The sequence below is a fragment of the Hymenobacter ruricola genome (genome assembly GCF_015694525.1).
Taxonomy (GTDB): Bacteria; Bacteroidota; Bacteroidia; order Cytophagales; family Hymenobacteraceae; genus Hymenobacter; species Hymenobacter ruricola.
The window spans coordinates 284856-307305 of sequence record NZ_JADQDM010000006.1; the positions used below are offsets into that span (position 1 = coordinate 284856).

Consider the following 22450-nt stretch of genomic DNA (forward strand, 5'->3'; position numbering starts at 1 on the left):
GCTTTTCACGGAGCCTCCGGAAGGGGTAATGCCCGAGGATGAGCGTAGCCGCCGGTTGAAAGTGTACACGGAATCGCCAGTGGCGGTGGCGTACGCCGAGTCGACGCGAAGCGTATAGGTGAGGTTAGCATTTAAGCCCGAAACCTCTCTGTAAGCGTAAATCAACCCTGGCCGAAACGGACGCCACGGCTGCTGCGCCGATGCGCTCAACCCCATAAAAACTAACGACGCGGCCAGCAGCGGCTGCAGTAAATGGTAGGCGTGTTTCATGCAGGAGCAGCTGGATGTGGAAGACCGTCGTAAGGTACGGCTTCTGACCACTTTACCAAGCGCCGGCCCGGCTAAACGCAAGAAGCCCCGCACGGTTCCGAGCGGGGCTTCTGTGATGAGCGCGAGACCAGACCTTGGGGCGGCGCAGTCTGGCCTCGCTAAACTCGTCTCGCACTAAAGCGCGTTGACGAGCTTTGTCAGCTTGCTTTTGTTGTTAGCAGCTTTGTTTTTGTGGATGATGTTCTTTTTGGCCAAACGGTCCAGCATCGACGTCACCTTTTTCAGCAGCTCCTGAGCAGCCGTTTTGTCGGTCGTCGTGCGCAGCTTTTTGATGGCCGTGCGGGTGGATTTGTGCTGGTAACGGTTCAACACGCGCTTGGCTTCGTTGCTGCGGATGCGTTTGAGGGCCGACTTATGGTTTGCCATGAGCAGGAAATATATAGGAGCGTTATGCTTGAGTTCTGTGTTTGGGAGGGCAAAGGTACGAAGCCGCCTGACAATTTCAAACGATGCCGCCAAAAATATTGAGGCCAAGCCTTTTCAGGTCCCGTAGCGCGGCTGCGGCGCCCAGCGCAGCCGGAATCAGCACGCCGCCGGAAGTGCTTCAACTCTACCCCAGTATTCATCGCCTACTCATTTTGCGGCGCTAAATTGGTATGCATGCCGATTAAGTGCGAACTTTACCTGCTATCCCATTCCGACCCGCGCGCCGCTCATCCACGCTAATTTATCCCGCGCCATGCCCCTTGTTGCCCAATCCCGCTATCAGCCGCCATTCTACCAGTTCAATGGCCACCTGCAAACCATCGTGCCCAGCCTGTGGCGCACTGTGTCCGGCGTGGCCTACCAACGCGAGCGCCTGGAGCTGCCCGACGGCGACTTCCTGAACCTGGACTGGAGCCGCCTGCCCGAAATGCGCCCCACCAACGGCCTCGCCATCGTTTCGCACGGCCTCGAAGGCGACGCCTCCCGGCCCTACGTGCGCGGCATGGTGCGCGCCCTCAACCGCGCCGGCCTCGACGCCCTGGCCTGGAACTACCGCAGTTGCGGCGGCGAGATGAACCGCCTGCTCCGCTCCTACCACCTCGGCGACACGGAAGATTTGGACGCGGTGCTGCGCCACGCGTTGGCCACCGGCCGCTACCGGCGGGCCTACCTGCTGGGTTTCAGCGCGGGCGGCAACGTGACGCTGAAATACCTGGGCGAAAACGCTGGCCGCGTGCCGGCGGAGGTGAAGCGGGCCGCTGTATTCTCGGTGCCGACCGATTTGCGGGCCAGCTCGGAGCACATTGGCCGGCCTCAGAACCAAGTGTACATGCGGCGCTTTCTGAAGTCGCTGCGCCAAAAAATTCGCGACAAGGCGGCCCTGCTACCCGGAGAAATTGACCTGGAAGGGCTGGAAGCACTGCGCAATTTTCCGCAGTTCGACGACAAATACACGGCGCCCATGCACGGCTTTGACTCGGCCGATGCCTATTACCAGCACGCCAGTTCCGGGCGCTACCTGAGCGGCATCCGGGTGCCCACGCTGCTGGTGAACGCGCAAAACGACCCGTTTCTGCCGGCCTCGTGCTTTCCGCGGGACGTGGCCGCGCAGTCGCCGTTCGTGTTTCTGGAAACGCCGCCGAACGGCGGGCACGTGGGTTTCGCCGAAAGCAATGGCGAATATTATTCGGAGCGGCGCGCGGTGGAGTTTCTCACGGCCGAAGTGCCGGCGTAGACCAAAAAACGCCTGTCATCCTGAGCGTAGCGAAGGACCTTCTCGCGTTTGAATAAGTCGTTCAGGCGTGAGAAGGTCCTTCGCTACGCTCAGGATGACAGGTAATACTTTCTACTTGGCGGCCACGAAAACCACCTTCTTCGTTTCAAAGAACTCCTCTCCAAAAAAGTCGCTCAAATCGGTCACTTTGACTTTGAGGCCAGATTCGGCAATTTCTTCGGTCAGGTCGCCGCCTTTTAGATAATAGAGGCCCGAGCCGGGTACGCCCTGCGGCTTGAAGCGGTGCGCAATCCAGGGATGGAAGGTGGCGAGGCGCGCCACGGCCCGGCTCACCACGTAGTCGTACTTGGTGCGCAGCTGCTCGGCGCGGGTTTGCTCGGCCGTCACGTTGCTGAGGCCCAGGGCGGCGGCCATGAACTGCACGGCCCGGATTTTTTTGCCGATGCTGTCGACCAGATGGAAGTGTACTTCCGGGAACATGATGGCCAGCGGCAGGCCGGGCAGGCCGCCGCCGGTGCCCACGTCGAGCACGGCGCTGCCTTTGAGAAACTGGACGACCTTGGCAATGCCCAGCGAGTGCAGCACGTGCCGCTCCACGAAGTTGTCCATGTCGGTGCGCGACACCAAGTTGATGGCTTCGTTGGTGGCCCGGAATTCGGTTTCGAGCTGCCGAAACAGCCGGAGCTGCTGCGGGGTGAGCGCGGGGAAATAATGCGGCAAAAGGTCCATGGGCACAAAGCTAGTGGTCATCCTGAACGCAGTGAAGGACCTTACCACGCCAGACCAATTGGTTCCGGCGTAATAAGGTCCTTCACGGCGTTCAGGATGACAAAAGGAAATTAAATAATCTGCTTGGTGTGCTTCACCATGTCATAGAGCAGCTCGCGGGCGCGGTGCAGCTGGGCTTTCACGGTGCCGAGCGGCGCTTTGAGCTCGGTGGCAATTTCTTCGTAGCTGAGCTCGTCGAAATAGCGCAGGCTCACGAGGCGCTGGTATTTATCGGGCAGGCGCGACACGACGTGGCGCATGATTTCGATTTTCTGGTTGCGCACGGCGTGCTCGGCCGGGTTCAGGTCGTTGTCGCGGAAATCGATGGTGATTTCGTCGCCGTTATCCACCTTAATGGCCGAGTCAATCGACATGGTTTTGATTTTATTCTTGCGAATAAAGTCGATGCAGTTGTTGGTGGCGATGCGGAACAGCCAGGTGCTGAACGCATACTCCGGGTTGAACTTGTGCAGGTTGCGGAAAGCCTTGGCAAAGGCTTCGATGGTAAGGTCCTCGGCATCGTCCTGGTTGCGCACCATCTTGAGCACCACGTGGTAAACGGGCTTTTTGTAGATGTGCATCAATTCGGCGTAGGCCTTTTCGTCGCCGTTGTCCACGGCCGCCCGAATCAGTTTGAAGTCGTGCTTGGCTTTGGCGGAAAACTGCTTTTGAATATCTTGATTGTTTACTTCCATCGAAGGGTGCGGTTGAGGAATAGCGAGATTCCCAGGGCCAGGTATTGGAAAAAATAAACCACGTCGAGCACGGGTAGCAACCCGACGATTACGGGCTGGCCAAGGCGGCGACTGAGACGGGCATACACGCCGCTCACAAACAAAGTTCGGAGAACGTATACCACCGCCAAAGGTACCCAATTGTTTGAAGAAAATGCTAGCCCGGCCGTGACGAAGTAGGACAACAAGTTCGCCAGCACGAACGTGCCCACCCGAAACCTATCGGCCAGCCGATAGGCCCGCCCGGCCGACAAGTGCCGACGCTTCTGGTGCCACCACGCGCGCCAGGTGGGCGCGGGTTCGCTCAGGGTGTGGGCGCCGGGGTCGGCCACTACGGTCACGCGCTGGCCGTAGCGCACGGCGTCCTGCACCAGCAGGTCGTCGTCGCCGGAAAGCAGGCGCATGTGCGAGGCGTAGCCCTTGGTGGCGTTGAAGCAGGCCCGCGTGTAGGCCAAGTTGCGGCCCACGCCCATGTAGGGCCAGCCGCGCCAGGCAAAGCTGAGGTACTGCGCCGCCGTGAGTAGCGTTTCGTAACGGACGAGGTGGTTGAGGAAGCCGGGCGCCTCGGCGTAGGCTGAGAAGCCGAGCACTACGTCGGCCCCGCCGCCGTGCGCGAAGCCGCGCTGCATGAGGCGCAGCCACTGGTTGGTGGCCGGAATGCAGTCGGCGTCGGTGAAGAGCAGCCGGGCGTAGCGCGTGGTTTTGACGCCGAGAGTAAGGGCGTATTTTTTGGGCGCGAAGCCGCGCGGCGTGCGCGCCACGCTTACGAGGCGTACTTTCTCGTGATAATACTGCGTGAGTTGCTGGGCGTATAAGTAGGTGTCGTCGTCGCTGCGGTCGTCGATGAGGACGATTTCGAAGCCGGCGGGGTAGTCCTGTTGGAGCAAGAGCGGCAGCAGGCGGCGCAGGTTGTCGAGCTCGTTGTGGGCGCAGACGACGATGGAAACCGGTTCGGAATCGGGGCCCGGCTCGTTGGCCGGGGCTTCGGCCGGACGCTGGGCGAAAGGCCAGAAGAAATACGCGGCGTAGAACAGCTGCACCACTACGCACGCCACGAGCAGCCAGAAAAACGGGGAAGTGGGAACGGGTATCAGCAACGGGACTACGGCGTGAAGGGGCCGGCAAAAGTACGGGACGCCGGGCGGCCGGGATATCTTTGCGGAAAGTAGCGCGATAGTAGCGCGGACGTTGTAGTCCGCGTCTCCGGCGGATACCCGAACGCCCCGAACGGCACGGGGCCGCGGACTGCAACGTCCGCGCTACTGTGCTACGCCTTCTCCCGAATGACTTTTGACCTTCTCGCCCAGGACCCCGCCACCAAAGCCCGCGCCGGCCGCCTCCAAACGGCCCACGGCGCCATCGAAACGCCCATTTTTATGCCCGTGGGCACGGCCGGCACCGTGAAAGCGGTGTCGCAAAGCACGCTCAAGGAAGACATCAACGCCCAGATTATTCTCGGCAACACTTACCACCTCTACCTGCGGCCGGGGCTGGAGGTGCTGCGCGCGGCCGGTGGCCTGCACAAGTTCAACGGCTGGGACCGTCCCATTCTGACGGACTCCGGCGGCTACCAGGTGTATTCGCTGAGCAACACGCGTAAAATCAAGGAAGAGGGCGTGAAATTCCGTTCACACGTGGACGGCAGCCAGCATTTGTTCTCGCCCGAGGGCGTGATGGACATTCAGCGCGTCATCGGGGCCGACATCATGATGGCGTTTGACGAGTGCACGCCCTGGCCCTGCGAATACGACTACGCCGCCCGCTCCCTCGACATGACGCACCGCTGGCTCCGGCGCTGCATCCAGCGTTTCGACAGCACCGAAGGCCTCTACGGCTACGAGCAGGCGCTTTTCCCCATCGTGCAGGGCAGCACGTTCAAGGATTTGCGCATCAAGTCGGCCGAATTCATCGCGGCGCAGGGACGCGCGGGCAACGCCATTGGCGGGCTGAGCGTGGGCGAACCGGCCGAGCTGATGTACGAGATGACCGAGCTGGTGTGCGACATTCTGCCCAAGGACAAGCCGCGCTACCTGATGGGCGTGGGCACGCCGGCCAACATCCTGGAAAACATTGCGCTGGGCGTGGACATGTTCGACTGCGTGATGCCGACCCGCAACGCCCGCAACGGCATGCTGTTCACCACGCAGGGCATCGTGAACATCACCAACAAGAAGTGGGAAACCGACTTCTCGCCCCTCGACCCCGAACTGGGCGGGCACGCCAGCACGTTCTACTCGCGCTCCTACGTGCGCCACCTGTTTCAGTGCAAGGAAATGCTGGGCCCGCAGATTGCCTCGGCCCACAACCTGGCCTTTTACCTGTGGCTGGTGAAGGAAGCCCGCAAGGAAATCCTCGCCGGCACGTTTGGGCCCTGGAAAGACCGCATGGTGAAGCAGGTGATGACACGGCTGTAGCCAGCTTAATTATGAATTATAAATTATGAATTATGAGTTGGCGTTCTAGCTGCAGTGCCCTCTTCCTAATTCCTAATTCCTAATTCAAAACTCATAATTTCCCTAAAGTGAATATCCTCGATAAATACATCATAAAGAAGTTTCTGGCCGCGTTTTTCTTCTCGGTGGTGATACTCGTGTCGGTGATTTGCGTGATTGATTTCACGGAGAAAAACGACGACTTTATCCAGCATAATTTGTCGATGGGGAAAATTATTTTCGGCTATTACATTTATTTATTCCCTTATTTCGCCAACCTGCTTTCGCCAATTACCATATTTATTGCCGTCGTGTTTGTGACGGCGCAGTTGGCGGCCCGCACCGAAATTGTGGCCATTCTGGCCAGCGGCGTGAGCTTTAAACGGCTAATGCTGCCCTACGCGCTGGGCGGCTCGGTGGTGGGGCTGCTGATATTCGGGCTCATTGGCTGGGTGCTGCCGGTGGGCAGCAAGTCGCGCGTGGCGTTTGAGCGGGCCTACATCAAGCTGCCCTACAAGTTTCAGGGACGCAACGTGCACATCAAGATTGGGCCGAAGAGCTACGCCTACATGGAAAGCTACGACAACACGAACAACGTGGGCTTTCACTTCGCGCTCGAAACCGTGGAGGGCACCATCCTGCGCCGCCGCATGACGGCCGACGCCATCAACTGGGACTCGACCAAGCACGTGTGGCACTTGTCGCCGCAACTGGTGCGCACCTTTCGCGGGGCGCAGGACGAAACCCTGCAGACCTTCCCGGCCCGCGACACCACCCTGAACCTGTACCCGAAGGATTTCGCCAGCAACTACAAAATTGCCGAAACCCTAACGCTGCCGGAGCTGAACGCCTTCATCCGCACGAAAATCGAGCGCGGCGCCGACGACACCCAGATTTACCTGAGCGACAAATACGAGCGGTATTCCTACCCGTTTGCCATCGTGGTGCTCACGCTGATTGGCGTGATTCTGAGCGCCCGAAAATCGCGGGCCGGCGTGGGCGGGCAAATTGCGCTGGGGTTCGTGCTGGCCTTCGTCTTCATCATTTTCGTGATGCTGAGCCGCAACCTGGCGCAGGTGGGCAGCCTCTCGCCGCTGGTGGCGGCCTGGGTGCCCACCACGGTGTTCAGCGTCATCGGGCTGGCGCTCTACCGCTTCGTGCCAAAATAATTTAGGGCAAGAGGGTAAGGTGTTGGCGGTCATGCAGAGCGCAGCGAAGCATCTTGCCCGCAATGGTATTTCAATCGAGACAACGAAGCGGGAAAGATGCTTCGCTGCGCTCTGCATGACGTTCTGATAGTTATCCGCCTTGCTCCGCGACTACCTCAAGCTTCATTTTATTGTGCTCCTGTGGGGCTTCACGGCCATCTTGGGCAAGCTGATTGCGCTGCCGTCGGTGGAGCTGGTGTTTTGGCGCACGCTGCTGGCGGCCACGGGGCTGGCGGTGCTGCTGGGCGCGCGGCGGCAGCCGTGGCGCGTGCCAGCGGGGCAGGCACTGCGGCTGCTGGCGGTGGGCGCGCTGGTGGCCACGCACTGGATTACCTTTTTTCTGGCAGCGCGGCTCTCGTCGGTGAGCGTGTGTTTGGCGGGCCTGGCCACGCTGGCGCTGTGGACCTCGCTGCTGGAGCCGCTGCTGCTCTGGCGCCGGGTGCGCGGCTACGAGGTGGGCCTGGGGCTCATCACGATGGTGGGCCTGTACCTGGTGAGCCAGGCCGAGCTGGACCAGTTGCTGGGCCTGGGCGTGGCGGTGCTGTCGGCGGGCCTGTCGGCGCTGTTTAGCGTGTTGAATTCCAAGCTAATTAGGCAGCATCCGCCGCTGCGACTCACGTTTTACGAGATGCTGGGAGCCTGCCTGAGCATCGTGCTGTTCTTCCCCATTTACAGCCACTACTTCGCCCAAGACCAGCAGCTGCACCTGACCTGGCACGGCTACGACTGGCTCTGGCTGGGCCTGCTGGCGGGCGTGTGCACGGTGTACGCCTTCTCTACTTCGGTGGAGCTGATGAAGCGCCTCTCCCCTTTCGCCGTGAACCTGACCATCAACCTGGAGCCGGTGTATGGCATCGCCATGGCAGCGGCCATTTATTGGCTGCACAGGAAGGGCCTGCTGCACGCGCCGCAATTCAACGGGGAGCGCATGAGCACCGGTTTCTACGTGGGGACGCTGCTCATTGTGCTCAGCGTACTCATTCACCCGCTGGTGGCGCGGCTGATGAAGGACAAAAGGCCCGATTTGGAGCCGGCTGTGCCGGTGTAGCTGTACCCCCGCAGCTCTGCTTACAGCGTGCCCTGCCACACGGTGTACTCCGCCGGCCAGCTCATCGGGCCGGGCTGACTGTCGGCCCACAGCCCGTACACCGCTGAGCCCGAGCCCGACAAGCTGGCGTAAGTGGCGCCGGCAGCGTAGAGCTGCTGCTTGATTTCGGCCAGCACCGGGTAGGCTGGCGTCAGGGCCGTCTCGAAATCGTTGCTGATGGTGTCGCGCCAGGCAGCCATGGGTTGGGCCAGCGCCTCGCGGAGCGGCTGCGCCGGCTTCTTCGGCGTGATGCGGGCGTAGGCTTCGGCGGTGCTGATGTGCAGGTTGGGGTACACCACCACGCAGGTTGTGCCGGCCAGGCTCAACTCGATTTCCTCGAATACATCGCCTTTTTCCACGGCCAGCACGGGTTGGTTGCGGATGAAAAAAGCGCAGTCGGAGCCCAGGCGGCGGGCGTAGCTTTCCAGGCTTTCGGTTGAAAGGCCCAACCCGAATAGCTCGTTGGTGGCCTTCAGCGTAAAGGCCGCATCGGCAGAACCGCCGCCCAGGCCCGCGCCGATGGGCACGATTTTGTGCAGATACAGCTGCGCGGGCGGCAGCTGCGGAAAATCGGCCTGGAGTAGTTCATAAGCCCGCACGCAGAGGTTGGTGGCCGGGTCGCCGGGGATGGGGCGGCCGGTGAGCGTGATGCTGGTGGGCTGGCCGGGCGCGGCGGGCAGGATTTCCAGCGCATCGGTCCACGGCAAGGGCAAAAACACCGATTCGAGGCTGTGGAAGCCATCGGCGCGGCGCTGGGTGACGTAGAGGCCGAGGTTGAGCTTGGCGTTGGGGAAAATGAGCATTTGAAGAAAGCAGCAGTATCGGACAGACAAAAGAACGTCATGCAGAGCGCAGCGAAGCATCTTTACCTCGATAGTAATTCTTTTGATTGGGTTTGGTTGAGCAGTAAAGATGCTTCGCTGCGCTCTGCATGACGGGCTACTGCGTTCAGCATGACGTTCTTTTGTTGACAAACACACTTCTTCACTCCTTGCCCGCTCCCGCTTCCTTCTACGCCCGCCACGGCAAGCGCTGGCTCGACGTGGCCATTGCCCTGCCCCTGCTGCTGCTCGCGCTGCCGCTGCTGGCGGGCGCGGCGGCGCTGGCGGCCGCTCAGAACCGGGGGCGCTGGCTGTTTCGGCAGGTGCGGCCGGGCTGGCGCGGGCGGCTGTTCACGCTCTACAAGCTCCAGACCATGACCGACGCGCGCGACGCCGCTGGCCACTTGCTGCCCGACGCCGCGCGCCTGCCCGCCGTGGGCCGCTGGCTGCGCGCCACCTCGCTCGATGAGCTGCCCCAGCTCTGGAACATCCTGCGCGGCGACCTGAGCCTGGTGGGCCCGCGCCCGCTGCTGGCCGAGTACCTGCCGCTCTACACGCCCGCCCAGGCCCGGCGCCACGCCGTGCGGCCCGGCCTCACCGGCTGGGCCCAGGTGAACGGCCGCAACGCCATTGGCTGGGAGGAAAAGTTTGCCTACGACGTGTGGTACGTCGACCACCTTTCGTGGCGCCTGGATATGACCATTTTGTGGCGCACCGCCGGGCGCGTGCTGCGCGGCAGCGGCATCACCGCCCCCGGCCAGGCCACCACCGAGGCGTTTCGGGGCACGCCCCCGCCGCCCGTTTCCCCGTAGATTGCGGGCATGACCACCTTGTTTTTCTCAGACTACGAAGCCGGCGAAACCGGTACGCCGCTCGTCATTTTCGGGGCGGGCGGGCTGGGCCGCGAGGTGCTGCTGCTCCTTCGGCAGCTCAACGCCACCCACCCCACCTGGGACGTGCGCGGCTTCTACGACGACGCGGCCCCCGCCACGCCCACCGTGGCCGGCCTGCCCTACCTGGGCACCGCCGCCGACCTCAACGCTACCCCCACGCCGCTGGCCGTGGCCGTGGCCGTGGGCAGCTCGGCCAGCCGCGCCGCCGTGGTGGCCCGGCTCACGTCGGACAAGCTCACTTTCCCGGCGCTGGTGCACCCGCACGTGGCCCTGGGCCCGCAGCAGCGCATCGCGCTGGGCGAGGGCTGCATCATCCAGCAGGGCTGCCTGCTGACCTGCGACATTTCGCTGGGCCGCTTCGTGCTGCTCAACCTGGGCTGCACCGTGGGCCACGACGCCGTGCTGGAAGATTTCTGCTCCCTGATGCCGCACGCCAACGTGAGCGGCGCCGCCCGGCTGGCAGCGGGCTGCTACCTGGGCACCAACGCCACCGTGATTCAGGGTGTGCGCGTGGGCGAGGGCAGCATCGTGGGCGCGGGCGCAGTGGTGGTGCGTGACTTGCCGGCGAACGTGACGGCCGTGGGCGTGCCGGCCAGGGAGTTAAGAGTTAAAAGTTGAAAACGCCTGTCATCCTGAGCGCAGCGAAGGACCTTCTCACGGCTAAACAATTGACAGCCCTTCAGATTGCTGGAAACGTGAAAAGGTCCTTCGCTGCACTCAGGATGACAAACGACCTCCTTAAACCCCAGACTCCCCAACCAATTTCTCTTACCCGATAGCATGCGCAGCCAGGATTACGACCGCCTTTACCTTTCCCCGCCCCACCTGGGCCGGCACGAACTGAACTACGTGCACAAGGCCTTTGAGGACAACTGGGTGGCGCCGGCCGGACCCAACCTGGCGGGGTTCGAGGCCGACATCTGCGCGGCGGTGGGCGTGCCGTATTGCGTGGCCCTGAGCTCGGGCACGGCGGCCATTCACCTGGGGCTGATTTTGCTGGGCGTGGGGCCGGGCGATGAGGTGCTGTGCCCCTCGTTCACCTTCGTGGCCACGGCCAACCCGGTGGTGTACCTGGGGGCCACGCCGGTGTTCATCGACAGCGAGGCCGACACCTGGAACCTGTGCCCCGAGCGCCTGCGCGAAGCCATTCTGGACCGCATCGGCAAGGGCAAGAAGCCCAAGGCTCTCATCGTGGTGCACCTGTATGGCATGCCCGCGAAGCTCCCGGAAATCCTGGCCCTGGCGCAGGAATTCGACATTCCCGTTCTCGAAGACGCGGCCGAAGCTCTGGGCTCGGAGTGGCAGCAGCAGCCGCTGGGCGGCTTCGGGCGGGTGGGCGTGTTTTCCTTCAATGGCAACAAGATTCTGACCACCAGCGGCGGCGGCGCCCTCGTGACCTACGACCGCGCCCTGGCCGAGCGGGCCCGCTTCCTGGCCACCCAGGCCAAAGACGACGCGCCCTACTACCAGCACTCGCAGCTGGGCTACAACTACCGCCTCAGCAACATCCTGGCCGGCATCGGCCGCGGCCAGATGGAGCTGCTGGAGGAGCGGGTGAAACGCCGCCGCCAGATTTTCGAGTGGTACCGCGAGCACCTCGCCGGCCTGCCCGGCCTCGTGGTGGCCCCGGCCGCGGAGCCGGCCGGCAGCCGCTCCAACCGCTGGCTGACCACCATCCTGCTCAGCCCCGAAGACGCCGACACCCCGCCCACCGCCACCCCCGAAACCCTGCGCCAGCACCTCGAAACCCGCAACATCGAGAGCCGGCCGCTGTGGAAGCCCCTGCACCTGCAGCCGCTGTTTGCCGACGCGCCCGTGTACGGCGGCGCGGTGTGCGCCGACCTGTTTGCCCGCGGCCTGTGCCTGCCCAGCGGCACGGCCATGGGCGAAGGCGAGCTGCGGCGGGTGCGGGAGGCCCTGGTGGAGGCGTTGGGGTAGCATTCGGCGCCGCCCGCTGGCACTCTTTCGATGCAGCGGGTGGCTGTGTTTTGGAGTTCACGAAACTCATCCCGGCTGGCCATTTCGTGAAGGTTGAGTCGTAGACGAGTTTCGTAGACCGGCCCTGAGCTTTAGAGGCCAGTTGGCCACAATGTATTGGGCTGGCTTTGTTTGTTCACGAAAAGCAGCGTTATCTACCTAACTGGTTCGCTTTGCGCCAATGCTGGTTTCCCCGCCAAGGTATGTGTTGTGCAACACCTGCAATGTGCCGGCGCCAATGTAGTGTTTACGGTCAAAGGCCATCAAGACGAATATTTCCCGGGGCTCAATCCAAACGCTGATTTCTTCGTTGCACCGGCTGCGAACGTACGCTACATCCTCGTCCGTGCCGGGCGAGAGGGTGGCGCCGTACAGGTTCACGGGCAGTTCCACATAAAAGGTGCTGCCAAACAGCAAGTCTGTATTTTGGTGCGACGTCCCCACGATTTCCGTCATTCGGAGCAGCAAGACGCGGTGCGTAAGGGAGAAGTCCATCACGTACAGCATATCCGGAAAATGCATCGGCTCCATGGGCATGGGGTAAAGGGTATCAGGACAGGAAAAGTGGAGGGGCGCTTGCTACGGTACGAATGTAAGTTCACTCAAACGGTGGTTTCTTTTCAGCATGCTCCCGCATTGGCCCCGCCGGCCGGATGCCCCCTTGGCTGGGCCGACGAAGACAGGCCGTACCGAGGTACGCCTCACTTTCCGAAATGCCGGAAGCCCACCGTACCAAAGTACGGCTCACTTCCGCAATGCCCGAAACGCATCGTACCTCGGTACACGCCATTTCCGGAAGTCCAGAAGCCGACCGTACCGAGGTACGATGCGTTTTTGAACACGCAAAAGCCGACCGTACCTCAGTACGGTCGGCTTCAGAACTTCCGGGAGTCAGCCGTACCTCGGTACGGTCGGTTTAGATACCTTTGGCGTCTTTCTTATTGCCGCGAGCCGCCGAGAAATCGAAGAAGCTGTACACCTTTTCCGCGCTGTCGAAGGTGAGTTCCAGCTGGGCCTTGAGGCGGTGCTGGGCGCGGGCAATGGCCTGGCGGTCGTCGGCCAGGTCGAGGCGGGCGTCGTCGATGGTGCTGTCCTGGGTGTCGCGGGTTTCGTCGGCGGCGTCGAGGGCGTCGTAGAGCGCCTGCGCGTCCTGGCCCAGGTCGGGGTAGAGGGCGCCCTGGTGGTCGTGGTAGAGCTGGAGCAGTACCGCGGATTCGGTGAGCAGCTTGGGTTGCTTGAGCTTGGCGAGCTTGCCCTTGCCGTACTTCGTGAAGTCGGCGTAGATGGGCAGCTTGCGCAGCTTGGGCGTCACGTAGTCCTTCATGGTGTCGTCCACGAAGGCCAGCCACTTTTTGCGGGCTTCGCGAAAGGCCGCGGTGCCGCCGGCCGTGGACTGGTTGCGGTCGGCCAGGTTTTCGTCGAAGCTGGTGAGGGCCGTTTCCAGCGCGGCCAGCAGCGGCGTGAAGGCGGCCCCCGGGGCGGCCTCGCGCACGGCGCGCAGGCTGTACGCGGCCTGGGCCTTGTAGGCCGGCCGGTCCATGCGCAGGTTCAGAAAAAGGTTGTCGAAGTAGGTGAAGTACGGGTTGGGCATAGGGGTAAAAAAGAAGAAAAAAAACAGGGCCGGCCAGCCGGCGTTGCGCCGACCTTCAGCACATCCGTAAGAGTACGACTTATTTGGCAAACGCCCGGTTTGTTGTGGCGCGAAGCTTGCCTTGAGGCCCCGCACGCGCCCCCCGGCCCGGCCGCCGCGCCCCGTTTCTCCGTTAAAGGCCCATCCATTCTTCCCTGCTCATGAAAAACCTGTCTGTTTTCGCCGCCCTGCTGCTGGCCCTGCCGCTCGCCGCCGCGGCCCAAACCACCCCGAGCCCCACCACCAAAACCACGACCACGCCCGCCCCAGCCGGCACCTCCCCCGCCGCCGTGCCGCCCGGCATGCAGCCCCAAACCGAAGTAACCGAAGACCTGGACCCCGCCACGGGCAAGGTCATCCGGCGCACCACCCGCACCATCTACGTGCCGGCCGGCACCCCGCCGTCCTCTACCACCTCCAAAACCACGGCGCCCACCACCACCGATTCCGACGTGGCTGCCTCCGCCGCCACCGATGCCCAGGTGACCACCTTCCTGCGCAAGAAAACCACCGTTTCCACCCTCACCACCGCCGGCCTGCTCGACGCCTACAACCGCTTCATGGACCGGGTGCGCGCCGACCGCCACTCCTGGAAAGCCGCCGACTGGGCCACCGCCTCGGCCGTGCTCAGCAGCCTCAACGGGCGCTACGAGCAGCTGCGCAGCAGCTACACCTTCGACGACAAACTCACCATCCGCTCGCAGCAGGCCGAGTACCAGGCCCTGCGCACCGGCCGCCAGATTTCCGACTCGGTGTCGGACAAGCTATAGAGACGCGTATTCGCGTCTCTATAGCTTGTCCGTCATGCAGCGCGCAGCGAAGCATCTTTACCGCAGCACTAATTATCTAGCATTGCGGTAAAGATGCTTCGCTGCGCGCTGCATGACGGTCTTATTTGACTACAATTTCCCTACTCCAGCGCCTGCGCCAGGTCGGCCAGCAGCTCTTCCACGGGCTCAATGCCCACGCTCAGCCGCACCAGGCCCACGGTGATGCCCAGCTCGGCGCGCTGCGCATCGGTGAGGGCGCGGTGCGAAGTGGTAAGCGGGTGCGAGCACGAAGAGTCCACCCCCGCCAGCGAGGGCGCAAACGGAAACCGCTCGCTGTGCTGCATGAAGCGGTTGACCGCCGCCGCGTCATCGGCCAGCCGAAACGAGAGCATGCCGCCGTACCGGCCGCCGCCCTGCGCCAGCGCCAGCGCGTGCTGCGGGTGCGTGGGCAGGCCGGGGTAATACACCGCCGCCACCGCCGGGTGCTCGTCCAGAAACTCCGCCACCAGCCAGGCGTTTTCACAGTGGGCGGCCACGCGCAGGCGCAGGGTTTTCAGGCCGCGCACGCTCAGCCAGCTTTCCATCGGGCTCAGGGTAAGGCCAAACACGGTGCCGATTTGGCGCAGGCGGGCGGCGTCCTCGGCCGCGCGGGCCACCACGGCGCCGGCCGTCACGTCGGAGTGGCCGGCCAGGTATTTGGTCACGCTGTGCAGCACAAGGTCGGCGCCGTAGGCCAGCGGCTGCGTCAGGGCGGGCGTCGCAAAGGTGTTGTCCACCACTAGCTTCAGGCCGTGGCGGTGGCACTCCCGGGCGGCGGCGCCCAGGTCCACCACGCGCAGCAGCGGGTTGCTCATCGTTTCGCAAAGCAGCAGCCGGGTAGTGCTTTGCAGGTAGGGCCTGAGGCCATACAGCGCCTCAAACGGCACGTAGCTGGCCGTGATGCCCAGCCGCGCCAGCTCCAGGTTCAGCAGCGCCGCCGAGCCGCCGTAGATGTCGGCCGCGCACAGCACGTGGTCGCCGGCCTGGCAGTAAGTCAGTAGTGCCGCAAAAATGGCGGCCATGCCCGAGCCCGTGGCCACGGCGCCCGCGCCGCTTTCCCAGCGGTTCACGGCTTCGGCCAGCTCGTCAGAGTTGGGGTTACCGTTGCGCGAGTACAGGTAGCGGCTGCCCGGCTCGTCAAAGTACTGCTGCACCGCGTCGAGGTCTTCAAACTTGAAGACCGACGTCTGGTAGATGGGCGTGATTTTGGGCGTAATCTGGGTCATGGCAGCGCCGGGCGCCGGTTCGGTGCGTTGCGCACGGCCGGCCCCGGGAGCCCCAAAGGTAAGCCCGCCCGGCAGCGCCGCGGCCCGCTCACAGCTGCTTCAGCTCCTTGGTCAGCTCGTTGGCGTCGGCCTCGTAGCCGGGCATCTTGCGCATCTGGGCCAGGTAGCGGGCGGCCTCGTCCTTGCGTTTCAGCTCAATGGCCAGCCGGGCCAGGTTGCCAACGGTGGAGGGGTCGTTGGGGGCCAGGGCATCGGCCTGCTGCAGCTTGGCATACGCCTGGGCCGGCTGCTTCTTGAAGGCGTAGTACATGCCCACGTTGAAGGGCCCGAGCGAGCTTTTGGGGTAATATTTTTCAATGAGGTCGGCAATGGCCCGGCCGTCCTCCAGGGCGTGGTCTCTGTCCTGGCGCCAGTAATAGGAAGCATATTCCTCCAGCGTGGCCGGCACAAACTGCGCTTCGGGCCCGGGCAGCGCGCCGCCGTCGCGCCAGCGCCAGGGCTGCCCGTTCGCCGGGTGCGCCGCCAGCGCCGTGCGCAGCGCGAGCAGTTGCGGCGCGGGCTGGCCCGTCATTTCATACAGCTTGGCTAGGCCGAAGTGCATGTCGAGCCGGTCGGGGGCGAAACCCAGGCCCTTGCCCAGCGCCGCGGCCGCCTGCTTCACCAGTTCAGGGTCGTAGCCCGAGCTCAGGTTGCCCACCGTCTGGCCTTTTTTGTCCTCGAATTCGATGCCTTTTCCCTTCGCCGGGCCCGGCTGCACCAGCACCCGCTCGGCCTTTTTCAGCAGCCAGTTGAACTGGGCCACGTACAGGTCGGGGTCGCGCGGCGCGGCCTTCTCCCAGTCCTTCAGGGTCTGCTCCACGGCCGCCGGCTTGTTGGCCTGCACTGCCGCCCGAAACCGCTCCCGGAAGCCATCGGCTGGCCCAAAGGCGCTCAGCAGCGCGGCCAGCACCAGCACTACCACCGTGTATTTTTTGCTCATCTCGCCTGATAAATAGAAGTTCGGCGGCAAGATAGCAGCCGGGCCATTACTCCTTGGCGGCGGGCCGGGCGTCGCGGTTTTCGCGCCGAAACACTTCCATCAGCACCAGGAAGTAAGACACCAGCAGCGGCCCCACCACCAATCCAATCAGCCCAAAAATCTCCACGCCCAGCACCAGCCCCACCAACGTCACCAGCGGGTGAATGTCGCCCATGCGCTTGGCCAGCAGGATACGCAAGAGGTTGTCCACGTTGATAATCACGATAAAGCCTACCAGCAGAATGCCGATGGCCTGCCCGTTGTGCCCCTGCGAAAACTGGTACAGCGCCGCCGGGCCCCACACCAGCGGCGTGCCCAGCACCGGCAAAAAAGCCATAAAAAATGCCACCACGCCCCAAAACAGCGCGTCGGGCACGCCAAATATCCACAGCGTCGCGCCCGTGAGAATGCTCTGCACCAGGGCCACCACCACCTGCCCCAGCACGTTGGCGTTCACATTGTTTTTCAGCGACTCGCCCAGCTCCTGCAGCGTTTCGTTGCGGAACGGCAGGTAGCGGTGCAGCCCCAGCAGAAAGTACGTTTCCTGCATAAACATGTAGTACATCGTGAACAGCATCAGCCCCACGATGACCAGGAAGTTGAGCGCGCTGCTGGCCAGCGTGGGCAGCCAGCCGCTCACCTTGGCGCCGCCTTGCAGCAGCACCTGCCGCACGTTGAACTGCTCGGTGATTTTGAAGCCCACAGCCTTCTCCACCTTGTGCACCACCTCCAGAATCTGCTCCGGGTTCTGCGCAAACTGCACCAGCCGGTCGAGCAGCAGCGAGCTGAGCGCATAAAACGGAATCACGAGCACCACCACCGTCACCAGCAGTATCAGCACGGTCACGAGCCGCCGGTTCCATTTTCTTTTGTGCACCAAGCCCACCCACCACGGCCGGAACACCACAAACAGGATGCCGGCCGCCAAAAACGCCGTCAGGTACTGCGCCAGCCCAAAAAGCATGAGCCCGGCGAGCGCCAGAATGGAAGCCACCAGCAGCACATAGCGCTGGCGTGGCGTGTAAATATTCTGGACCGCAATGAAGGGGTCGCTTAGCGGGTTTTTCATAAGCAGGGCGCCGGGCCGTACAACGGTTTCCGGCATACGAATAACTAGCGTTTTTGCCAATAACCAAGGCACGAAAAAGCCGCTCCTGGCAAACAGAAGCGGCTTTCTTATTTCGCAAAAGCGTGGGCCATCCCTACGCCATGGCGCCTTCGGCCAGCACAATCACGTTGTTGCGCAGCACTTCCACCACGCCGCCCTCGATGCGAATGGCTTCGCGGCCGGTAGCGCTGGTCAGCGTTACCTCGCCGGCGCGCAACGCGGCAATCAGCGGGGCGTGGTTGTTCAGCACTTCAAACGAGCCGTCGGCACCCGGAAACTGGGCCGACGTCACTTCGCCTTCGAACACCTTGCGGTCGGGGGTGATAATTTCTAAATGCATAACTCTTGTTAGTTAAGAGTTAAGGGTTAGGAGTTAAGGGTTAGAAGCTGCATTCGGCAACTCTTAACTCTTAACTCCTAACTCTTAACTTACTTGGCTTCGGCAATCAGGCGCTCGCCTTTGGCCACGGCATCCTCGATGGTGCCCACCAGGTTGAAGGCGGCTTCGGGCAGGTGGTCGTACTTGCCGTCGATGATTTCGTTGAAGCCGCGAATGGTGTCCTTGATGTCAACCAGCACGCCGGCCAAGCCGGTGAACTGCTCGGCCACGAAGAAGGGCTGCGACAGGAAGCGCTGCACGCGACGGGCGCGGTTTACCACCTGCTTATCCTCTTCCGAAAGTTCGTCCATGCCCAGGATGGCGATGATGTCCTGCAGTTCCTTGTAGCGCTGCAGAATCTCCTTCACGCGCTGGGCGGTGTTGTAGTGCTCGTTGCCGATTACGTCGGCCGACAGGATGCGCGAGGTCGAGTCCAGGGGGTCCACGGCCGGATAAATGCCCAACTCGGCGATTTTGCGGCTCAGTACCGTCGTGGCGTCCAAGTGAGCGAAGGTGTTGGCCGGGGCCGGGTCGGTCAAGTCATCGGCCGGCACATACACGGCCTGCACCGAGGTGATGGAACCGCGCTTGGTGGAGGTGATGCGCTCCTGCATGGCACCCATCTCAGTAGCCAGCGTGGGCTGGTACCCCACGGCCGAAGGCATCCGGCCCAGCAGAGCCGATACTTCCGAACCCGCCTGCGTGAAGCGGAAGATGTTGTCGATGAAGAACAGGATGTCGCGGCCGGCACCGGTGCCGTCGCCATCGCGGAAGCTTTCGGCAATGGTCAGACCCGACAAAGCCACGCGGGCGCGGGCTCCGGGGGGCTCGTTCATCTGGCCGAACACCAGGGTAGCCTGCGACTTCAGCAGCTCGTTCTGGTCCACTTTGCTCAGGTCCCAGCCGCCGGCTTCCATCGAGTGCTTGAAGGCCTCGCCGTAGAGAATGATGTTGGATTCGATGAATTCACGCAGCAAGTCGTTGCCCTCGCGGGTACGCTCGCCCACGCCGGCAAACACCGACAGGCCTTCGTAGGCCTTGGCCACGTTGTTCACCAGTTCCATGATGAGCACGGTTTTGCCCACGCCGGCCCCGCCGAACAAACCAATTTTGCCGCCCTTTACATAAGGAGCCAGCAAGTCGATAACTTTAATACCGGTGTAGAGGATTTCCGACGACGTCGCCAGGTCCTCAAACGCCGGGGGCAGGCGGTGAATGGGCAGCGGACCGTCCGATTTCGGCTGGGGAATGCCGTCGATAGCCTGGCCGATAACGTTGAACAAGCGGCCTTTCACGCCTTCGCCGGTCGGCATCGACATAGGAGCACCCAGGTCGCGCACTTCAGCGCCGCGGGTCAGGCCTTCGGTCGAGTCCATGGCAATGGTCCGAACCCGGTCCTCGCCCAAGTGCTGCTGGCATTCCAGAATCACCACCTGGCCGTTGTCTTTCGTGACTTCGAGCGCGTCGAGGATGTTGGGCAGCTTCGTGTTTTCACCCATGAAGCTCACGTCCACTACGGGGCCGATAACTTGGGTGATTTTGCCGGTATTCGCCATGTGCGATGTATTTATAGTGAAGATGTTGCAGTTTTCAGGCCGCAAAATTACGGCAGAAGCGCGGCTTTTCCAACCCCGTGGCGTATAAGACTCGGCCCTTGTCCGGCGGCGGCGGCCGCGCCCTTTACGGCGTGAAAATCAAGCCACAAGGCGCGTCAGGGCGTTTTGCATCCGTTTGCGGAGCGAATTTCTTCAGAAAATTTTTGCTTCACCCCTTGCCCCGAATTTTTCCGGTAGTACATTTGCAGTCCCAAACGGCACGTAGCCCGATGGGAAACTGTCCGATGGTGTAACTGGCAACACGCTTGATTTTGATTCAAGAAAGTCCAGGTTCGAGCCCTGGTCGGACAACGACAAAGCTCGAGTAAACGCAAGGCGCTGGCTTCTCCAACTTTCGGAGTGGTCAGCGCCTTTCGCTTTTCTCCCCGGCACGCATTCGTGGCCGGCCCGCCCGGGCCGGCCGCCTCACCCGCAACACATTCAGCACCTTCCCCAATGAAACAGGTCAAAATATTCGCCGGCAGCGCCTCCCAGGTCCTCGCCGAAAATATTGCTGCCGCCTACGGCACCCAGCTCGGCGACCTCACCCTGCAGCGCTTCGCCGACACCGAGATGGGACCCAGCTTCAACGAGAGCGTGCGGGGCTGCGAGGTGTTTCTGGTGCAAAGCACGCCGCCGCCCGCCGAGCACCTCATGGAGCTCATGCTGATGGTGGACGCCGCCAAGCGCGCCTCGGCCCACAAAGTGAACATCCTGATGCCCTACATGGGCTACGCCCGCCAGGACCGCAAGGACAAGCCCCGCGTGAGCATCGGCGCCAAAGTGGTGGCCAACATCATTCAGAGCGTGGGCACCGACCGGCTGATGACCTGCGACCTGCACGCCGGCCAGATTCAGGGCTTCTTCGACATTCCGGTCGACCACCTCGACGGCGCCACCGTGACGGCGCCCTACATCAAGTCGCTGAACCTGGAAAACCTGATTTTTGCTTCGCCCGACGTGGGCGGCGTGGTGCGCACGCGGGCTTTCGCCAAGAAATTCGGGGCCGAGATTGTGGTCTGCGACAAGATGCGCATCCGGGCCAATGAAATTGCCTCGATGCAGGTGATTGGCGACGTGAAGGGCATGGACGTGGTGTTTGTGGACGACATGGTGGACACGGCCGGCACCATCTGCAAAGCCGCCGAGCTGGTGATGGACCGCGGGGCCAAATCGGTGCGCGCCGTGGTGACGCACCCGCTGCTGAGCGGCCCGGCCCACGACCGCATTCGCAACAGCGTGCTCACCGAGCTCATTACGACCGACACCATCCCGTTGCGCGAGGAAAACGATAAGATTCACGTCATCACGCTGGCCCCGCTGTTTGCCCAGGCCATTCGCAACGTGGTGACGCACGAGAGCATCAGCTCGCTGTTTGTGTAAGGCAATCGCCTGTCATTGCGAGTGAAGCGAAGCAATCCGTTCTGTCAACGCCAGACACGCCCTCTTGCCAGAAAGCCCCGGCACCGCAATGGTGCCGGGGCTTTTTACGCGAAAAAGCCTTATCACAACTCAAGGCTGGTCGCTAAGAGGGGACGGATTGCTTCGCTACGCTCGCAATGACAAGCCAGAACTTTGGCACAATTTTGTAGAACAGCCCTTCCAACTGGAACCTTTTTCTGCAAACGTGATGCACAAGCTTTACCCTTCCGTCCTTTTCCTTTTTGCGGCGTTGCTGCTGGCTTCCTGTGCGTCGTCGGTGCACATTCGGGCGCTGGCGCCCGCGGCGGTCCCCATGCCGGCCAACCTGCAAAGCGTGGCCACCGCCAACCGAATTATTCCCAACTCACGCCGCGAGAAGTTTTTTGATGTGCTGGAAGGCGCCTTCACCGGCGAAGGCCCGGGCGTGGACCGCGCCGGGGCCGACGAGTGCGTGAACGTGGTGGGCCAGGCCCTGGCCAACAACAGCTACCGCTTCAAGGTGACGCAGGCGCAATTGCAGCTACAGGGCCGCGGGCGCGAGTTTTTCCTGCCGCCGCTGGAGCCGCGCTACATTCAGTCGCTGTGCCGCCGCACGCAGGTAGATGGCCTCGTGGTGCTCGAAGCGTTCGATTCGGACATGGCCCTGAGCCGCACCAACGGCACCCGCACCGTGAAGGACAAGGAAGGCAAGGAGCACCAAATCCCGACCGTGCGGGTGGACATGGTGATGAAGGTGGTGACCGGCTTCCGCACCTACGGCGCGGCCCAGGGCTTCGTGCTCGACCAAGCGCGGCAGGAAGAACAGCTGGCTTTTTCGGGCGAAGGCGACACGTACGGCGCCGCCCTGCGCCAGCTGCCGCCGCCCGAAGTGTGCATCCGGCGGGTGGCCCAGCGGGCCGGCGACGGCTACGCCCGCCGCATTGCCCCTTCTTATGTCGACCTGAACCGCAACTTTTTCACCACTGCCAAAAAAGACGCCTTGATGAAGCAAGCCGCCACGCGCGCCGAAGCCGGCGACTGGGCCGGGGCCGAAACCATCTGGCAGCAGGCCGCCCGCAACCTGCACCCCAAAATTGCCGGCCGCGCCTTTTACAACCTGGCCGTGGCCAGCGAGGTGCGCGGTGACTTGCCGGGCGCCATCGAGTGGGCCAAAAAGTCGGCTTTCACCTGCAACAACGGCCAGGCCAAGTCCTACCTGCGCGTGCTCAACGACCGGCTGGTGGCGCAAAACGTGGTGCAGGAGCAGTTGAAAAGCGTACCGACCCATTAGGTTATTCTTCGTAAAGAACTGGTTTTTCAGGAGAAAAGCCCCTACCTTTGCGGCCCGTTTGCCCCAACTCCGGCGGCAAACGG

The 22450-nt window shown here is 62.6% G+C and carries 22 protein-coding genes and 1 tRNA gene; 11 read left to right on the forward strand and 12 right to left on the reverse strand.

Annotated elements, in window-relative coordinates; translation table 11 throughout:
* Positions 1-444: 444 nt before the first annotated feature.
* Entirely contained in the window at positions 445-696 is a 252-nt protein-coding gene (rpsT, locus tag I2H31_RS14150) for a 30S ribosomal protein S20 (protein ID WP_168674786.1), read from the reverse strand.
* A gap of 313 nt (positions 697-1009) precedes the next feature.
* Here rpsT and I2H31_RS14155 point away from each other — a divergent pair, with 313 nt between their 5' ends.
* A complete protein-coding gene (locus I2H31_RS14155) occupies positions 1010-1990 on the forward strand; it encodes a YheT family hydrolase (protein ID WP_196293688.1) in 981 nt (326 codons plus the stop codon).
* A gap of 111 nt (positions 1991-2101) precedes the next feature.
* Here I2H31_RS14155 and rsmG read toward each other — a convergent pair whose 3' ends face one another.
* The 3 genes from rsmG to I2H31_RS14170 all read right to left on the reverse strand — a co-directional run bounded on the left by rsmG (position 2102) and on the right by I2H31_RS14170 (position 4589).
* Entirely contained in the window at positions 2102-2719 is a 618-nt protein-coding gene (gene rsmG / locus I2H31_RS14160; RefSeq protein ID WP_196293731.1) for a 16S rRNA (guanine(527)-N(7))-methyltransferase RsmG, read from the reverse strand.
* Between the two features lie 110 nt (positions 2720-2829).
* Entirely contained in the window at positions 2830-3453 is a 624-nt protein-coding gene (locus I2H31_RS14165; RefSeq protein WP_068188242.1) for an RNA polymerase sigma factor, read from the reverse strand.
* A complete protein-coding gene (locus I2H31_RS14170; protein WP_196293689.1) occupies positions 3444-4589 on the reverse strand; it encodes a glycosyltransferase in 1146 nt (381 codons plus the stop codon). Before I2H31_RS14170 ends, I2H31_RS14165 begins: the two co-directional genes overlap by 10 nt.
* A 186-nt stretch (positions 4590-4775) precedes the next feature.
* Between I2H31_RS14170 and tgt the strand changes: the two genes are divergently transcribed.
* From tgt to I2H31_RS14185, 3 genes are all read left to right on the forward strand, one after another.
* Positions 4776-5906 carry a tRNA guanosine(34) transglycosylase Tgt gene (tgt, locus tag I2H31_RS14175; protein ID WP_196293690.1) on the forward strand — a complete coding sequence of 377 codons (1131 nt, stop codon included), beginning with the start codon at positions 4776-4778 and terminating at the stop codon, positions 5904-5906.
* Positions 5907-6013: 107 nt separating this feature from the next.
* Positions 6014-7093: an LptF/LptG family permease gene (locus I2H31_RS14180; RefSeq protein WP_196293691.1), complete on the forward strand. Its 1080-nt coding sequence runs from the start codon at positions 6014-6016 to the stop codon at positions 7091-7093.
* 139 nt (positions 7094-7232) lie between these two features.
* On the forward strand, positions 7233-8180 hold the full coding sequence (locus I2H31_RS14185; protein ID WP_196293692.1) for a DMT family transporter: 948 nt from the start codon (positions 7233-7235) through the stop codon (positions 8178-8180).
* Positions 8181-8200: 20 nt separating this feature from the next.
* Here the strand turns inward: I2H31_RS14185 and ispE are convergent, their stop codons facing one another.
* The gene (gene ispE / locus I2H31_RS14190; protein ID WP_196293693.1) at positions 8201-9022 is read right to left on the reverse strand and encodes a 4-(cytidine 5'-diphospho)-2-C-methyl-D-erythritol kinase; all 822 of its coding nucleotides are present in this window, start codon (positions 9020-9022) and stop codon (positions 8201-8203) included.
* A gap of 188 nt (positions 9023-9210) precedes the next feature.
* Between ispE and I2H31_RS14195 the strand changes: the two genes are divergently transcribed.
* The 3 genes from I2H31_RS14195 to I2H31_RS14205 all read left to right on the forward strand — a co-directional run bounded on the left by I2H31_RS14195 (position 9211) and on the right by I2H31_RS14205 (position 11871).
* The gene (locus tag I2H31_RS14195; RefSeq protein WP_262895789.1) at positions 9211-9852 is read left to right on the forward strand and encodes a sugar transferase; all 642 of its coding nucleotides are present in this window, start codon (positions 9211-9213) and stop codon (positions 9850-9852) included.
* Positions 9853-9861: 9 nt separating this feature from the next.
* Positions 9862-10551 (forward strand): acetyltransferase, encoded by a 690-nt coding sequence (locus tag I2H31_RS14200; RefSeq protein ID WP_196293695.1) that lies wholly within the window; start codon positions 9862-9864, stop codon positions 10549-10551.
* Between the two features lie 162 nt (positions 10552-10713).
* Positions 10714-11871, forward strand: a complete 1158-nt coding sequence (locus tag I2H31_RS14205; protein ID WP_196293696.1) for a DegT/DnrJ/EryC1/StrS family aminotransferase — start codon at positions 10714-10716, stop codon at positions 11869-11871.
* Between the two features lie 198 nt (positions 11872-12069).
* On the opposite strand, the gene I2H31_RS14210 is transcribed toward I2H31_RS14205, so the two are convergent.
* Together I2H31_RS14210 and I2H31_RS14215 are read right to left on the reverse strand one after the other, a co-directional pair.
* Entirely contained in the window at positions 12070-12447 is a 378-nt protein-coding gene (locus tag I2H31_RS14210) for a hypothetical protein (RefSeq protein ID WP_196293697.1), read from the reverse strand.
* Positions 12448-12826: 379 nt separating this feature from the next.
* Positions 12827-13501 carry a hypothetical protein gene (locus tag I2H31_RS14215; RefSeq protein ID WP_196293698.1) on the reverse strand — a complete coding sequence of 225 codons (675 nt, stop codon included), beginning with the start codon at positions 13499-13501 and terminating at the stop codon, positions 12827-12829.
* 200 nt (positions 13502-13701) lie between these two features.
* Between I2H31_RS14215 and I2H31_RS14220 the strand changes: the two genes are divergently transcribed.
* Positions 13702-14310 (forward strand): hypothetical protein, encoded by a 609-nt coding sequence (locus tag I2H31_RS14220; protein ID WP_196293699.1) that lies wholly within the window; start codon positions 13702-13704, stop codon positions 14308-14310.
* A gap of 140 nt (positions 14311-14450) precedes the next feature.
* Here the strand turns inward: I2H31_RS14220 and I2H31_RS14225 are convergent, their stop codons facing one another.
* The 5 genes from I2H31_RS14225 to atpD all read right to left on the reverse strand — a co-directional run bounded on the left by I2H31_RS14225 (position 14451) and on the right by atpD (position 19636).
* Complete coding sequence (locus I2H31_RS14225) at positions 14451-15575, reverse strand: trans-sulfuration enzyme family protein (protein WP_196293700.1); 1125 nt, start codon at positions 15573-15575, stop codon at positions 14451-14453.
* An 88-nt stretch (positions 15576-15663) separates the two neighbouring features.
* Positions 15664-16554: a tetratricopeptide repeat protein gene (locus tag I2H31_RS14230; RefSeq protein ID WP_196293701.1), complete on the reverse strand. Its 891-nt coding sequence runs from the start codon at positions 16552-16554 to the stop codon at positions 15664-15666.
* 46 nt (positions 16555-16600) lie between these two features.
* A complete protein-coding gene (locus tag I2H31_RS14235) occupies positions 16601-17662 on the reverse strand; it encodes an AI-2E family transporter (protein WP_196293702.1) in 1062 nt (353 codons plus the stop codon).
* A gap of 133 nt (positions 17663-17795) precedes the next feature.
* The gene (gene atpC, locus I2H31_RS14240) at positions 17796-18041 is read right to left on the reverse strand and encodes an ATP synthase F1 subunit epsilon (RefSeq protein WP_196293703.1); all 246 of its coding nucleotides are present in this window, start codon (positions 18039-18041) and stop codon (positions 17796-17798) included.
* Positions 18042-18130: 89 nt separating this feature from the next.
* Positions 18131-19636 carry a F0F1 ATP synthase subunit beta gene (atpD, locus tag I2H31_RS14245; protein WP_196293704.1) on the reverse strand — a complete coding sequence of 502 codons (1506 nt, stop codon included), beginning with the start codon at positions 19634-19636 and terminating at the stop codon, positions 18131-18133.
* A gap of 278 nt (positions 19637-19914) precedes the next feature.
* Between atpD and I2H31_RS14250 the strand changes: the two genes are divergently transcribed.
* From I2H31_RS14250 to I2H31_RS14260, 3 genes are all read left to right on the forward strand, one after another.
* Positions 19915-19987 (forward strand) — tRNA-Gln (locus I2H31_RS14250).
* A gap of 144 nt (positions 19988-20131) precedes the next feature.
* Positions 20132-21058 (forward strand): ribose-phosphate pyrophosphokinase, encoded by a 927-nt coding sequence (locus tag I2H31_RS14255; protein ID WP_196293705.1) that lies wholly within the window; start codon positions 20132-20134, stop codon positions 21056-21058.
* Positions 21059-21305: 247 nt separating this feature from the next.
* Complete coding sequence (locus I2H31_RS14260; RefSeq protein WP_196293706.1) at positions 21306-22367, forward strand: DUF6340 family protein; 1062 nt, start codon at positions 21306-21308, stop codon at positions 22365-22367.
* Positions 22368-22450: the final 83 nt, after the last annotated feature.

Bases quoted from the DNA above. Each gene is read 5' to 3' on its own strand.
- I2H31_RS14225 (WP_196293700.1), bottom strand. From the start codon at position 15,575: ATGACCCAGATTACGCCCAAAATCACGCCCATCTACCAGACGTCGGTC.
- I2H31_RS14215 (WP_196293698.1), bottom strand. From the start codon at position 13,501: ATGCCCAACCCGTACTTCACCTACTTCGACAACCTTTTTCTGAACCTG.
- I2H31_RS14235 (WP_196293702.1), bottom strand. From the start codon at position 17,662: ATGAAAAACCCGCTAAGCGACCCCTTCATTGCGGTCCAGAATATTTAC.
- I2H31_RS14230 (WP_196293701.1), bottom strand. From the start codon at position 16,554: ATGAGCAAAAAATACACGGTGGTAGTGCTGGTGCTGGCCGCGCTGCTG.
- I2H31_RS14220 (WP_196293699.1), top strand. From the start codon at position 13,702: ATGAAAAACCTGTCTGTTTTCGCCGCCCTGCTGCTGGCCCTGCCGCTC.
- ispE (WP_196293693.1), bottom strand. From the start codon at position 9,022: ATGCTCATTTTCCCCAACGCCAAGCTCAACCTCGGCCTCTACGTCACC.
- tgt (WP_196293690.1), top strand. From the start codon at position 4,776: ATGACTTTTGACCTTCTCGCCCAGGACCCCGCCACCAAAGCCCGCGCC.
- I2H31_RS14200 (WP_196293695.1), top strand. From the start codon at position 9,862: ATGACCACCTTGTTTTTCTCAGACTACGAAGCCGGCGAAACCGGTACG.
- atpD (WP_196293704.1), bottom strand. From the start codon at position 19,636: ATGGCGAATACCGGCAAAATCACCCAAGTTATCGGCCCCGTAGTGGAC.
- rpsT (WP_168674786.1), bottom strand. From the start codon at position 696: ATGGCAAACCATAAGTCGGCCCTCAAACGCATCCGCAGCAACGAAGCC.
- I2H31_RS14165 (WP_068188242.1), bottom strand. From the start codon at position 3,453: ATGGAAGTAAACAATCAAGATATTCAAAAGCAGTTTTCCGCCAAAGCC.
- I2H31_RS14205 (WP_196293696.1), top strand. From the start codon at position 10,714: ATGCGCAGCCAGGATTACGACCGCCTTTACCTTTCCCCGCCCCACCTG.
- I2H31_RS14210 (WP_196293697.1), bottom strand. From the start codon at position 12,447: ATGCCCATGGAGCCGATGCATTTTCCGGATATGCTGTACGTGATGGAC.
- I2H31_RS14155 (WP_196293688.1), top strand. From the start codon at position 1,010: ATGCCCCTTGTTGCCCAATCCCGCTATCAGCCGCCATTCTACCAGTTC.
- rsmG (WP_196293731.1), bottom strand. From the start codon at position 2,719: ATGGACCTTTTGCCGCATTATTTCCCCGCGCTCACCCCGCAGCAGCTC.
- I2H31_RS14260 (WP_196293706.1), top strand. From the start codon at position 21,306: ATGCACAAGCTTTACCCTTCCGTCCTTTTCCTTTTTGCGGCGTTGCTG.
- I2H31_RS14255 (WP_196293705.1), top strand. From the start codon at position 20,132: ATGAAACAGGTCAAAATATTCGCCGGCAGCGCCTCCCAGGTCCTCGCC.
- atpC (WP_196293703.1), bottom strand. From the start codon at position 18,041: ATGCATTTAGAAATTATCACCCCCGACCGCAAGGTGTTCGAAGGCGAA.